This is a genomic window from Kitasatospora sp. NPDC056138, from assembly GCF_042264695.1.
Lineage (GTDB): Bacteria > Actinomycetota > Actinomycetes > Streptomycetales > Streptomycetaceae > Kitasatospora.
Window position 1 is genome coordinate 1 of record NZ_JBHJVK010000002.1, and the last position, 12,717, is coordinate 12,717.

General features: G+C 70.8%; 11 protein-coding genes and 1 pseudogene. 7 read left to right on the forward strand and 5 right to left on the reverse strand.

Annotated elements, in window-relative coordinates; genetic code table 11:
* Nucleotides 1-926: pseudogene (locus ACFC1R_RS01560) on the reverse strand (Fe-S oxidoreductase); the annotation flags it as partial.
* Between the two features lie 294 nt (nt 927-1,220).
* Here ACFC1R_RS01560 and dnaK point away from each other — a divergent pair.
* The 5 genes from dnaK to ACFC1R_RS01585 all read left to right on the forward strand — a co-directional run bounded on the left by dnaK (nt 1,221) and on the right by ACFC1R_RS01585 (nt 6,697).
* Nucleotides 1,221-3,062 carry a molecular chaperone DnaK gene (gene dnaK / locus ACFC1R_RS01565; protein WP_375930935.1) on the forward strand — a complete coding sequence of 614 codons (1,842 nt, stop codon included), beginning with the start codon at nt 1,221-1,223 and terminating at the stop codon, nt 3,060-3,062.
* The gene (gene grpE, locus ACFC1R_RS01570) at nt 3,059-3,667 is read left to right on the forward strand and encodes a nucleotide exchange factor GrpE (protein WP_045305255.1); all 609 of its coding nucleotides are present in this window, start codon (nt 3,059-3,061) and stop codon (nt 3,665-3,667) included. The genes dnaK and grpE overlap by 4 nt, the downstream gene beginning before the upstream one ends.
* Nucleotides 3,668-3,781: 114 nt before the next feature.
* Entirely contained in the window at nt 3,782-4,933 is a 1,152-nt protein-coding gene (gene dnaJ, locus ACFC1R_RS01575) for a molecular chaperone DnaJ (protein WP_375930938.1), read from the forward strand.
* 4 nt (nt 4,934-4,937) lie between these two features.
* Nucleotides 4,938-5,474 (forward strand): heat shock protein transcriptional repressor HspR, encoded by a 537-nt coding sequence (locus ACFC1R_RS01580; protein WP_197085136.1) that lies wholly within the window; start codon nt 4,938-4,940, stop codon nt 5,472-5,474.
* Nucleotides 5,475-5,674: 200 nt separating this feature from the next.
* Entirely contained in the window at nt 5,675-6,697 is a 1,023-nt protein-coding gene (locus ACFC1R_RS01585; RefSeq protein WP_375930942.1) for a hypothetical protein, read from the forward strand.
* Nucleotides 6,698-6,707: 10 nt separating this feature from the next.
* On the opposite strand, the gene ACFC1R_RS01590 is transcribed toward ACFC1R_RS01585, so the two are convergent.
* Nucleotides 6,708-6,881 carry a hypothetical protein gene (locus ACFC1R_RS01590; RefSeq protein ID WP_375930945.1) on the reverse strand — a complete coding sequence of 58 codons (174 nt, stop codon included), beginning with the start codon at nt 6,879-6,881 and terminating at the stop codon, nt 6,708-6,710.
* 435 nt (nt 6,882-7,316) lie between these two features.
* On the opposite strand from ACFC1R_RS01590, the gene ACFC1R_RS01595 reads away from it, so the two are divergent.
* The gene (locus ACFC1R_RS01595; RefSeq protein ID WP_375930948.1) at nt 7,317-7,943 is read left to right on the forward strand and encodes a hypothetical protein; all 627 of its coding nucleotides are present in this window, start codon (nt 7,317-7,319) and stop codon (nt 7,941-7,943) included.
* A 10-nt stretch (nt 7,944-7,953) separates the two neighbouring features.
* On the opposite strand, the gene ACFC1R_RS01600 is transcribed toward ACFC1R_RS01595, so the two are convergent.
* The 3 genes from ACFC1R_RS01600 to ACFC1R_RS01610 form a co-directional block, all read right to left on the reverse strand.
* Entirely contained in the window at nt 7,954-8,928 is a 975-nt protein-coding gene (locus ACFC1R_RS01600) for a LuxR C-terminal-related transcriptional regulator (RefSeq protein WP_375930951.1), read from the reverse strand.
* Entirely contained in the window at nt 8,921-9,865 is a 945-nt protein-coding gene (locus ACFC1R_RS01605; protein WP_375930954.1) for a LuxR C-terminal-related transcriptional regulator, read from the reverse strand. Before ACFC1R_RS01605 ends, ACFC1R_RS01600 begins: the two co-directional genes overlap by 8 nt.
* A 683-nt stretch (nt 9,866-10,548) precedes the next feature.
* Nucleotides 10,549-11,730: a C4-dicarboxylate ABC transporter gene (locus tag ACFC1R_RS01610; protein ID WP_375930957.1), complete on the reverse strand. Its 1,182-nt coding sequence runs from the start codon at nt 11,728-11,730 to the stop codon at nt 10,549-10,551.
* Nucleotides 11,731-11,800: 70 nt separating this feature from the next.
* Between ACFC1R_RS01610 and ACFC1R_RS01615 the strand changes: the two genes are divergently transcribed.
* A complete protein-coding gene (locus ACFC1R_RS01615) occupies nt 11,801-12,715 on the forward strand; it encodes a LysR family transcriptional regulator (RefSeq protein WP_375930960.1) in 915 nt (304 codons plus the stop codon).
* Nucleotides 12,716-12,717 lie beyond the last annotated feature (2 nt).

A 12,717-nucleotide genomic window follows, 5' to 3' on the forward strand; every position in this document is an offset into this window, starting at 1 on the left:
TGCGACTGGCAGCGGCCGCACTCGGTGCAGGTGGAGAAGTCGAGGATGCCCTTCCAGGAGAAGTGCTCGACCTGGGAGGCGCCGAAGACGGCGTCCTCGGCCGGGTCCTCGAAGTCGATCGGCTGGCCGCCGCTGGTCATCGGGCGCAGGGCACCGAGCGCGACGTCGCCGTCCTCCTCACGCTTGAAGTAGATGTTGAAGAAGGCGAGGAAGCGGTGCCAGGCCACACCCATCGAGGGGTTGATGCCGATGGTGATCGCCCAGGCGAAGGAGATGCAGATCTTCAGCATCGCGAAGATGTAGATCAGGTTGACCAGGGTGCCGTGGGCCAGGCCCTTGAACGCGAGCACCAGCGGGTACGAGATCAGGAACTTCGCCTCGTACGAGCCCACGTGCTCCAGCGCACCCTCCAGGCCGCGCAGCACCATGATGCAGATGCCGATGCCGAGGATGGTGTACTCGACGTAGAAGGCCTGCCAGGCGATCGAGCCGGCGAACCGGGACTTGCGGCCGGCCTTGGACGGCAGGCTGAGCAGCCGGATCACGATCAGGGCCGCGATGCCGAGCGTGGTCATGGTGCCGACCAGCTCGGTGAAGAGCTCGTAGGGCAGCCAGCCGCCGAGCACCGGGAGTACGAACTCGGCGTCGAACAGCTGGAAGAAGGCGGTCAGCAGGGTGAGCCCGAGGGTGAAGAAGCCGACCGCGACGAACCAGTGCGCGACGCCGACGACGCCCCAGCGGTTCATCCGGGTGTGGCCGACGAACTCGACCGCCACGGTCTTCACCCGCTGTGCGGGCTGGCCGAACCTGGTGGAGTCCGGTGCCCCGGTTCGCACCACCTTGTAGATGTACATCGCCGCACGGGCGGCGAGCGCGGTGCCGATCACGAAAGTGACCAGCGAGATGACGATCGCTGCTAGCTGCATCGCTCTCCGTCTCCAGCGGCTGGTGTCAAGGATGTCAAGGTTCTGCTGAGTGTACTGGTCGGTAACTTCAAGGCTAGACCTGGCCGGAGATTACCGGCGGTCGCCGTCGGCCCAGAAGATGCTCAGGGTATGGCGGCAGTCACTAAGGACACACTCACCCCATTGGCCGCACGGGGTCGCACACATAAGCGCTAAGTAAAGTTGAGCGATGCCGGCTCATGGCTGTTGACGGCCCCCGAAGCGTCGGGCATGCTTGAGCCCGTAAAGCTCAACTTCTCGTCGGAGGTATCCACGATGGCACGTGCGGTCGGTATCGACCTCGGTACGACTAACTCGGTCGTCAGCGTTCTGGAGGGCGGCGAGCCCACCGTCATCACGAACGCCGAGGGCGCCCGGACCACGCCGTCCGTCGTCGCCTTCGCCAAGAACGGCGAGGTGCTCGTCGGCGAGGTCGCCAAGCGCCAGGCGGTCACCAACGTCGACCGGACCATCCGCTCGGTCAAGCGCCACATGGGCACCGGGTGGAAGATCAACCTGGACGGCAAGGACTTCAACCCCCAGCAGATCAGCGCCTTCATCCTGCAGAAGCTGAAGCGCGACGCCGAGGCGTACCTGGGCGAGACGGTCACCGACGCGGTGATCACCGTCCCGGCGTACTTCAACGACTCCGAGCGCCAGGCCACCAAGGAGGCCGGCGAGATCGCGGGCCTGAACGTCCTGCGCATCGTCAACGAGCCCACCGCGGCCGCCCTGGCCTACGGCCTGGACAAGGACGACCAGACCATCCTGGTCTTCGACCTCGGCGGCGGCACCTTCGACGTCTCCCTGCTGGAGATCGGCGACGGGGTCGTCGAGGTGAAGGCCACCAACGGTGACAACCACCTCGGTGGTGACGACTGGGACCAGCGCGTCGTCGACCACCTGGTGAAGACCTTCCAGGCCGGCCACGGTGTCGACCTGTCCAAGGACAAGATGGCCCTGCAGCGTCTGCGTGAGGCTGCCGAGAAGGCCAAGATCGAGCTGTCCTCGTCCTCCGAGACCTCGATCAACCTGCCCTACATCACGGCCTCCGCCGAGGGCCCGCTGCACCTGGACGAGAAGCTCACCCGCGCCCAGTTCCAGCAGCTCACCGCCGATCTGCTGGAGCGCTGCAAGGTTCCGTTCCACAACGTCATCAAGGACGCCGGCATCGCGCTGTCCGAGATCGACCACGTGGTCCTGGTCGGTGGCTCCACCCGCATGCCGGCCGTCGCCGAGCTCGTCAAGGAGCTGACCGGCGGTCAGGACGCCAACAAGGGCGTCAACCCGGACGAGGTCGTCGCCATCGGCGCCGCCCTGCAGGCCGGTGTCCTCAAGGGTGAGGTCAAGGACGTCCTGCTGCTCGACGTCACCCCGCTGTCCCTCGGCATCGAGACCAAGGGCGGCATCATGACCAAGCTGATCGAGCGCAACACGACGATCCCGACCAAGCGCTCGGAGATCTTCACCACGGCCGAGGACAACCAGCCGTCCGTGCAGATCCAGGTCTACCAGGGCGAGCGCGAGATCGCCGCGTACAACAAGAAGCTCGGCATGTTCGAGCTGACCGGCCTGCCGCCGGCCCCCCGCGGCCTGCCGCAGATCGAGGTCACCTTCGACATCGACGCCAACGGCATCATGCACGTCGGCGCCAAGGACCTCGGCACCGGCAAGGAGCAGCGGATGACCGTCACCGGCGGCTCCTCGCTGCCGAAGGACGAGGTCGACCGCATGCGCCGCGAGGCCGAGCAGTACGCGGAGGAGGACACCAAGCGCCGCGAGGCCGTCGAGACCCGCAACCAGGGCGAGCAGCTCGTCTACTCGACCGAGAAGTTCATCGCCGACAACGCCGACAAGCTCCCGGCCGACGTCAAGACCGAGGTCGAGACGGCGATCACCGAGCTCAAGGAGAAGCTCAAGGGCGAGGACATCGCGGCGATCCGCGAGGCCACCGAGAAGGTCTCCACCACCGCGCAGAAGCTGGGCCAGGCCCTCTACGCGCAGAACGAGGCCGCCGGCGCCCCGGCCGGTGACGCCGCCGCCGGTGCCGCCAAGGACGACGACGTCGTCGACGCCGAGATCGTCGACGAGGACAAGCCCAAGGGCGGTGCGGCATGACGGAGAAGCCGCAGGGCGGCAAGCCCGGCGACGACTCCGCCGCCGAGGAGGCTGTCCTCAAGGCCGCCGAGGAGGCCGTCACGGGTGCCTCCGCCGACGAGCTCGCCGCTGCCAAGCGCGAGGCCGCCGAGCGGACCGCCGACCTGCAGCGCCTCCAGGCCGAGTACCAGAACTACCGCAAGCGGGTCGAGCGCGACCGGATGACGGTCCGTGAGATCGCGGTCTCCAACATCCTGGAGACCCTGATCCCGGTGCTGGACGACATCGGCCGGGGCCGTGAGCACGGCGAGGTGACGGGCGGCTTCAAGTCCGTCGCCGACAACCTGGAGACGGTCGTCGCCAAGCTGGGCCTCCAGCAGTTCGGCAAGGAGGGCGAGCCCTTCGACCCGACCATGCACGAGGCACTGATGCACAGCTACTCCTCGGACGTCACCGAGGACACCTGTGTGCAGATCCTCCAGCCGGGCTACCGGATCGGCGAGCGGATCATCCGCCCGGCGATGGTCGCGGTCGCCGAGCCCCAGCCCGGCAGCCAGACCGCCTCCGGCCCGGACGCCTCCGAGAAGTCGGAGTCCGACAAGGCTGACGGTGCGGCCGAAAGCTGACACCCTGTGCGCTGCGGAGTCGTACGTCGTCCACCAGTACGACGGCCGGCTCCGCAGCGCCGTATCCGGAATCACTGACCGTTATATGTTCTGGCCTGGGAGGTGGCGGCAGCCATGAGCACCAAGGACTACGTGGAGAAGGACTACTACAAGGTCCTCGGGGTGCCCAAGGACGCCACCGCAGCCGAGATCAAGAAGACGTACCGCAAGCTGGCCCGGGAGTTCCACCCCGACGCCAACAAGGGTGACGCCAAGGCCGAGGAGCGCTTCAAGGACATCTCCGAGGCGTACGACGTCCTCTCGGACGAGAAGCGCCGCAAGGAGTACGACGAGGCCAGGTCGCTGTTCGGCTCCGGGGGCTTCCGCAGCGGCGGCGGCCCGGCCGGCGGCAACTACAACTTCGACTTCGGCGACCTGTTCAGCGGCTCGCAGGGCGGCGGGGGCGGCATCGGCGACGTCTTCGGCGGGCTGTTCAACCGCGGCGGCACCCGGCAGGCCCAGCCGCGCCGGGGCGCGGACGTCGAGACCGAGGTCACGCTCAGCTTCGAGGAGGCCGTGGACGGTGCCACCGTCCCGCTCCGGATGACCAGCCAGGCGCCGTGCCGCGTCTGTTCGGGCACCGGGGCCAAGGCCGGCACCACGCCCAGGGTCTGCCCGACCTGCGTCGGCGCGGGCACCGTCAGCCGGGGCCAGGGCGCCTTCGCGCTCTCCGAGCCCTGCCGCGACTGCAAGGGCCGCGGCATGCTCGTCGACGACCCCTGCACCGTCTGCCACGGCAGCGGCCGGGCCAGCTCCGCGCGCACCATGCAGGTCCGGATCCCCGCCGGGGTGCAGGACAGCCAGCGCATCCGGCTCAAGGGGAAGGGCGCCCAGGGCGAGCGCGGCGGCCAGCCCGGCGACCTGTACGTCACCGTCCACGTGGACTCGCACCCGGTCTTCGGCCGCAAGGGCGACAATCTCACCGTGACGGTCCCGGTCAGCTTCCCCGAGGCCGCGCTCGGCGGCACCATCGAGGTGCCGACCCTGGGCGGTCCCGCCGTGAAGCTCAAGCTGCCGCCCGGCAGCGCCAACGGCCTCACCATGCGGGCCCGTGGCAAGGGCGCCACCCGTAAGGACGGCACCCGCGGCGACCTCCTGGTCACCGTGGAGGTCATGGTGCCCAGGAACGTCACCGGCGACGCACTGAACGCACTGGAGCACTATCGCGAGGCCACCGCCTCGGACGACCCGCGAGCCGCCCTCTTCAAGGCGGCGGAGGGAGCGTGACCAGATGAACCAGGACCACATCGGCCCGGGCAACCCGATCGGCGTCGGGCTCGGCGAGGGCCTCCCGGGCGGTCCCCGCCCCGGCCGGGCCGCCGCGGCCCGGCCGGGCCCGGTGGGCAGGGCCAACTACGTGCTGACCGAGGACACCCCGGTCTACGTCATCTCGGTGGCGGCCGAGCTCTCCGGGCTGCACCCGCAGACCCTGCGCCAGTACGACCGCCTCGGTCTGGTCTGCCCGGACCGGACGGCGGGGCGCGGCCGCCGCTACTCCGCCCGCGACATCCAGCAACTGCGCGAGGTCCAGCGGCTGTCCCAGGACGAGGGCATCAACCTGGCCGGCATCAAGCGCATCATCGAGCTGGAGAACCAGGTCACCGCGCTCCAGTCCCGCATCGCCGAACTGGCCGGCTCCCTGGAGGACGCCGCCGCCACCCTCCAGCAGCGCGAGGCCGCCGTCCACGCCTCCTACCGCCGCGACCTCGTCCCGTACCAGCAGGTCCAGCAGTCCAGCGCCCTGGTGGTGTGGCGCCCGAAGCGGTAGAACGAACCAAGCCGTCACAGCCAGCCGCCGGTCATCCTCCTGTCGGGGGGTGCCGGCGGCTTGCTTACGGTGAGAGAGTGCGGTCCGAAGCGGCTTCCGTCCTCCGTGGGGCACAGCAGCTGCCGCGCGGGGCCGACGCCTAGGATCTGCAGAAACGTCTCACTAGGCACACCAGTTCAGCCGACAGCGAGGAGCGACGGATGGGTGGGGCTGAGGATCCCGGTCTCGCATCGACTGGTCATGTCGGACTGTCCGCCGGTGCGCGCGCCCTGTACAAGGCCGCCGTCAGCGCCAACGGGCGGCTGGTCCCCGCCGGCCCTGGAGCCGACAACGATGCGCACCTGAAGGAACTGGTCGACATCGGGCTCCTCGTGCCGGACATGGACGATCCCGGGGTCCTCGTCGCGGTCGACCCCAAACAGCTCGCGGCCGGACTCACCGCCACCTGGCAGCGCAGAGCTCTCGAGTTGCTGACCCGGGCGGCAGCGCTGCCGGCAGACCTCCACGAACTGAGCCAGGCGTACGGCCACATGGGACACGCGTCCCAGAGTGGCGGCCCCGTCGAACACATCCACGGCAAGACGGAGATCAACCGGCGACTGGCGGAGCTGATGGAGAGCAGTACCAAGGAGGTCCTCAGCGCCCAGCCTGGCGGAGGCGCGCGCTCCTTCCCGACCGCCGCCGCGATCGAGCTGGATGTCAACATGCTCCGCCGCGGTGTCACCCGCCGGACGATCTACCAGCCCAGCACCCGCTACTCGGCTCCGACCAGGGAGTACGTGGCGGCAATGACGAAGGAAGGCGGCCAGGTACGCACCCTGGGCGAACCGTTTACCCGCCTGATCGTCGTCGACCGCCTGGTCGCGGTCATTCCCTTCGACGGTGACACCGAACGGGCGGCGGTGGTTCAGGACGACGCCGTCGTCGCCTTCCTGGTCAATCAATTCGATGCCTGCTGGGAACGGGCCATACCGTTTCTCGGCGGCAACGATGTACCCCCCGAAGTGGTCTCACGCCTTCGAAGCAACATCATTCGCATGATGCTTCAGGGGGTCGGACATCGTGTCATCGCCCGCAGCCTGGGACTCAGCGAACGCACACTGGCACGACACATAGCCGAGCTACGTGAGGAGCACGACGCCGAAACGCTCTTCCAGCTCGGCTGGAAGATGTCGGAGAGCCATCGCAGCCTTCCGCATTTCGGCGACAGCGCCGCGGAGTAACCCGGTCTCGTCAGGTCCAGATCACGTCGGCGGCCGGGGACTGCGCCAGCGCGGCGTGGTTCGTCCCGGACACCGGCGCAGGCTGGTGAGTCCCGACCGTGGCACGGGTCCAGATAACATCGACAGCATGCGCCGGCGCCACGCTGAGCAGAACGGTCGCCCCGGCGAGTATGACTGAGGTCACGAAACGACGCGCCTTAAGCACGGGGACCACTTCCCTTCAATAACCGATGCGGTATTTGCCGGCTCCACCATATTCGAGTCGCCGAGCCGGCCAACACCCGCGGGACCCACGGGCCGTCAGCAGACGGCGGCGGCCTACACCCTATGCACCAGACGCAACTTTTGCAGCTCTGACGACCAGCCAGTAGTGCGTCGGGCGTGTCATCTCACTGCCAGGCAGGGAGATGACACCAGGTGCTAGTGGACGCGAGGCCGTCCTCACCGAGACGATCAGTGCACCGTCCAATCGGTCGGAATGGTCACTGTACGGGGGCGAGCGTCAGTGGCGTGGACATGCCTAATAGTTCTGACCTCAGCGAATGTGCAGCAGCATTCCCAATAACCACACCGCCCACCAGGACTTGGCACCCTCGGGCCTTTCCTTCCCGGAGTCGACATGAGTGAGCCCTACCTGCGCCAGCGCGCCGTCCAGACCCCCGAGGGTCGGCGTGCTCGGGTGTTCCTGGCCGCACCGCTGATGCGGCTGACCGGGCCGGCCGACAGCGTGGTGACCCTGGCCAGCCGGACCAGGCTGACCACCCTCCGCTCGACGCTGCTGCGCAGCGGCGCGGCCGTCTACAGCGCTCACCACAGCGACGCCTGGACGGTGGCAGGCCGCGCGCCGGAGCCCCGGGTGCCGTCCGACTTCCGCGCACTGCAGACCGCCGACCTGGTCTTCGCCTACGTCGGCGCCCCGCTCTCGGCCGGCGTGAGCCTGGAACTCGGCTGGGCCTCCGCGCTGCGCAAGCCGGTGGTGCTGCTGGTGGACGAGGCGATCACGCACAACCCGCTGATAGCCACCATCGAGCAGGTCGCGCCCGTGCTGCCGCTGGTCTTCGACGACACCTGGTCGCAGGAGGCGCTGCGCCACACCGTGGAGACCGCGCTCGACTGGGCGGGCATGGCCCTGTCGCTGCGCGAGGGCTTCTGGACCGCCCCCGGCGACGCCTTCCCGACGCCCCGCCAGGAGCCCCAGGTGCCCGGCCCCTTCGGCTACTGGTCGCCCGAGGTCGCGACGGGCTGACCACGACTGGTCACTCACCCGGCGGCACCTCGCTCCCCCGCATCTGCCAGCCGAGCTGGAACAGCGTCTCGGCGTCGTGCAGCTCGCGCAGCCGCGAGATGTGGCCGGCGACCGTGCGCTCGCTCAGCCCCAGGCGGGTCGCGATGACGCGCTGGGTCAGCCCCTGGGCGAGGAGCCGGCCGACCTGGTCGTGGGCCGGGCCCGCGGCACTGCTCCCGGTCCGCCACCGGGCCCGCTCGGCCCGCTCCCAGTCCCGCTCGAACACGCCCACCAGGAAGGCGACCACTGCCGGGTCCTCGATGAAGGCCGCGCTGCTGTGGTCGGCCGCGGCCGGGATCACCGCCACGGTCCGGTCGAAGACGAGCATCCGGGCGAAGGGTTCCGTGAGGATGCGCACCTTCATCCCCCAGCCGCTCATGGTGGCGGCGTACTCGGCCGTGGCCTCGTCTGCCCTGGCCGTGGGCTGGTAGAGCAGCTTGGCCCGGACTCCGTTCTCCAGCATCAGACGGGCCCGCTGGCGCTCCCGCTCGTCGACCAGGACGGCGGCCGGCCTGGCCCCGGGCTGGGCCAGCAGTACCTCCGCCCGGCAGTCGGCCTGGAGCTGGAGGATCCGGTGGCGGATCTCCTCCTTGTCGTCGACGTGCTGCACCTCGCTCGACCTGGCGACCTTGCGCGGGGAGGAGTCGTACGCCTCCGTCAACTCCCCCAGCAGCGCGGGCATCTGCTCGGCCTGGACCAGCATCCGGGTGCCCTCGGCCCGCAGCCGGGTGCTGATCCGCTCACCCACCGAGCGCGGGTTCACCGCCGTCAGCGAGGCGTCCTCGGTGTGGTGGACCAGCAGACCCAGCTCCAGCAGCCGCAGCACCGACGGGGCGTCGGCCTCCGACACCTCCCGGAACGGCACCCGGCCACCCTGTTCCAGCACCGCGAAGTACAGCCCGCGCTCGGACTCGGAAGGCAGCGCGAGGGCGCTCGGTTCACTCACCACAGCCCTCACCCCGCATCAACCAGCCCAGCTGGAAGAGGGTCTGGGCGCCGTAGTGGGCCCGCAGGCGCGCGATGTGGCCGGCGACCGTGCGCTCGCTGAGGCCGAGCCTGGCGGCGACGGCCCGCTGGGTGAGGCCGGCGGCGAGCAGGCGGGCGACCCGGTCGAGGACGGACCGGGTGCCGGGCCGCGCCTTCGGAGCACTCCACCGGGCGGTCTCGGACCTGGCCCAGTCGCGGTCGTAGACGGCGAGCAGGAACGACAGGGCGGCCGGGTCGGTGAAGAAGGCGGCGCGGGGGTGGTCGTCGGCCGCCGGGACGACGGCGACGGCACGGTCCACGATGATCATCCGCTGGAACGGCTCGTCCAGGATCCGGATGTCGCCGCCGTGCTCGGTGATCGCGACCGCGTAGTCGACGGTGGCCGGTTCGGCCAGCACCTGCGGCTGGTAGAGCACCCGCAGCGAAGCGCCGCGCCGCACCAGGCCGAGGTCCTGCCGCAGGGCCAGGGCCATGGTCTCGGGGTTCCTCGGTCCCGGCTGTGCGGTGAGCAGCTCGTGCCTGCAGTCCGCGACGAGCTCGGCGATCCGGTGGCGGATCTGCTCGGCACCTTCGAGGACCACGGGGGCCGGCGGCCGCCCGGGGGTTCTCGGGACGGAGTCGTACGCGCGGGCCAGCCCGTCCAGGGCCGCCGGAAGCCCCTCGGCCTCCAGCAGCAGTCGGGTGGCCTGCGAGCGCATCCTGACGCCGGCCTGTTCGGCGACGGCGCGCGGGCTGACCGCGAGGTACGAGTCGCCGACGGGGTTCTCCACCAGCAGGCCGATGCGGACCAGCTCGTCGCGGGCCGCCCGGTCGGCTCGGGGAACGCTGCCGGCCGGTATCCGGCCGCCTTCGGCGAGCACCGCCAGGTAGAACCGGCGGGCGGCGGCACCGGGCATTCGGGGTCCCTGGTCCGCCTTCGGATCCGCAGCCACTTCGAGCACTCCCTGCCGACTTCCCTCTGCCGTTCCCCGCTGTCCCCTGCCGTCTGATCATGATCTCAGCAGGCTCGACCGGCGAAAGTGCTGGAGCCCCGTGGCGGCGGGCTTCCCCGGCCAGGCGCGGTCGCACTCTGAAGCCCCTGGGAAGCCCACCGCGGCACGCCATTGCCGAGGCGATTCCAGCGAGGCGGAGCAGCAACGCCTCGCCGGCTCCGGCTCCGGGGGCCATCACCACACATGGCGTCCCAGCCGGCGCTCCTCACTCCGATGCGTCGGCATGGTCGTGACCTGCGCACCGACGGCGAAGAGCAAGTCGCCGTCCTCAGGCTGCGGTTGCCTGGACGACCTGGCGTGGCTCCACCCTCACAGTGCGGCGACGGTGGAACAAGTGGCGCTGTGCTGCAGGTTCGCGCAAGTGCAGGAACCTGCAGCGCAACCGGTGCGCCGATCAGGGTATTTGTACGGGTTCACTGCTGTTTGCGGTAGGCGGAGGCTGTCTTGACAGCCGGCCAAACGGTCGTTCGGTACGGGTTCCCGGACGGTCGAGGTCCGACACACGACACACAACACACGACAGCCGACAGCCGGGCGCCCGGCTGTCGGCTGTCGGCTGTCGGCTGTCGGCTGTCGGCTGTCGGGGTTCAGCGCAGCAGCCGCCCGGCCGCGAGGCCGCTGACGGTGCGGGTACCGGCCACCGCCCAGGCCGCGAGGAGCAGCAGGTACAGCGCGGCGGCGAGGGCGGTGAAGCCGCCGAAGCCGGTGTGGCGGGCGAGGCCCGCGCTGCCGGTGACCATGGTGCCGATCGGGAAGGTGAAGGCCCACCAGGTCATCGCGAACGGCATCTCGGCGCGCCAGGCCCGCAGGTTGGCGGCCACGGCGATGCCGAGCCAGAGCAGTGCGAAGCCGGTCATGGCGGTGCCGAACAGGATCGCGAAGGCGCTCGCGGCCCCGGCGAGCGGCGGAGCGGCGAGCCTGGCCGCGTCGGCGAGCTGGTTGACGGCGGTGGTGGACTGGCCGAGCGGGCCGAGGACCAGGAAGAGCGACGGGGTGAGCACCAGCGCGGGCAGCTTGCTGTGCACCAGCCCGGCGAGGACCACCGGCAGCAGCGCGAGCACGGCCAGCAGGCTGGCGCCGAACAGCGCGTAGCAGCCGTAGAGCACGGCGGCCCGCCACGGCTCGGGCAGATGCGGGACGAGTGCCGGGCCGAGGGCGGCGGCCACCATCGGGGCGACCACCGGGAGCAGCCAGGTGGGATTGGCCTTGAGGGCGGAGAGCTCGTGCCGGGTGATCATCAGGTACGGGATGCCGGCGGCCACCGCGATCGCGTACACCGTTCCGACGCTCCAGAGCACCAGGTCGACGGCGACCGCCGGGGCCGTCCCGATCAGCCGGGAGCCGAGGGCGAGGGTGCCGTACCCGACGGCGAGCAGCGCCATCGGCGGGCAGCCGTAGAAGACGGCGGTGGCCGGGTTGTCCAGCAGCTGGGCGCGGGCGGCCTCGCGGTGCCGCAGGAAGTGCACGGCCCGGCCGGCGACCAGCAGCGCGAGGGCGGCGGACGAGAGCAGCCAGACCAGTTCGCCGAAGCCGAGCAGTCCGGGCAGGTGGAGCGGGAGGGCGGCCGACCCGTTGGCCACGATCGCGGTACCCATCACGGCGGCGTACCAGTTCGGACCGAGCTGGGCGAGGTCGAGCCGGTACGCCGAGGGGCGGGGCGCGGAGCCGTCGGCCGAGGAATTGCGGGGGTCGGTGCCGAGCGGCTGCGACGGGCCGGGGTCGGTGCCGAGCGGCGGTGACGGGAGGGGGTCGGTGCTGAGGGTGGCCATGACCCCACCGTGCCGGGCCGGTCGGGGGCGCGGTAGCGCGGCCCGGCCTATGGGGACATAGCCTGGCTCTATGGCCCTCTCCCCGCACGTACCCGAACTCGGCGCGCTGGAGTTGCTGCTCGCGGTGGCCCGGCTGGGCAGCGTGGGCCGGGCGGCGGCGGAGCTGGGCGTGAGCCAGCCGGCCGCGAGCGCGCGGATCAAGGGGATGGAGCGGCAGATCGGGGTCGCACTGCTGGAGCGGTCGCCGCGCGGTTCGCGTCCGACCGAGGCCGGGCAGCTGGTGGTGGACTGGGCCCGCCACGTGGTGGAGGCGGCCCAGGCGCTGGACGCGGGCATCGACGCGCTGCGCGGGAGCCGGGACGCCCGGCTGCGGGTGGTGGCCAGCCTGACCGTCGCCGAGTACCTGATGCCGGGCTGGCTGCTGGCCCTGAACGAGGCCAGTCCGGGTACGGCGGTGACGCTGCGGACGGCCAACTCCGCCGATGTCGCCGCCCATGTGCTGGCCGGGCACGCGGACCTCGGCTTCGTGGAGGGCCCGCGGACACCCCCCGGGCTCTCCGGCGCGGTGGTGGCCGCCGACCGGCTGGTGGTCGTGGTCGCGCCGGGCCATCCGTGGACCCGCCGTTCGGCGATCACCGGGCCGGAGCTCGCGGCGACCCCGCTGGTCCTGCGCGAACCCGGGTCCGGCACCCGCGAGGTGCTCGACCGGGCACTGGCACCCTTCGGCGGTACGGCGCCGCCCCGGCTCGAACTGGCCTCCACCACCGCCCTCAAGGCCGCCGCGATGACCGGCGCCGGACCGGTCTGCCTGAGCGAACTGGCCGTGGGCGAGGAGCTGGCGACCGGACGGCTGGTGTCGGTCCCGCTGGACGGCATCGACCTGCACCGCCCGCTGCGCGCCGTCTGGCCCACCGGCCACCGCCCCGCCGGGCCCGCCCGCACCCTCCTCGGGCTCACCCGCAGACGCGGCCAGGCGCCGGGGTGAGG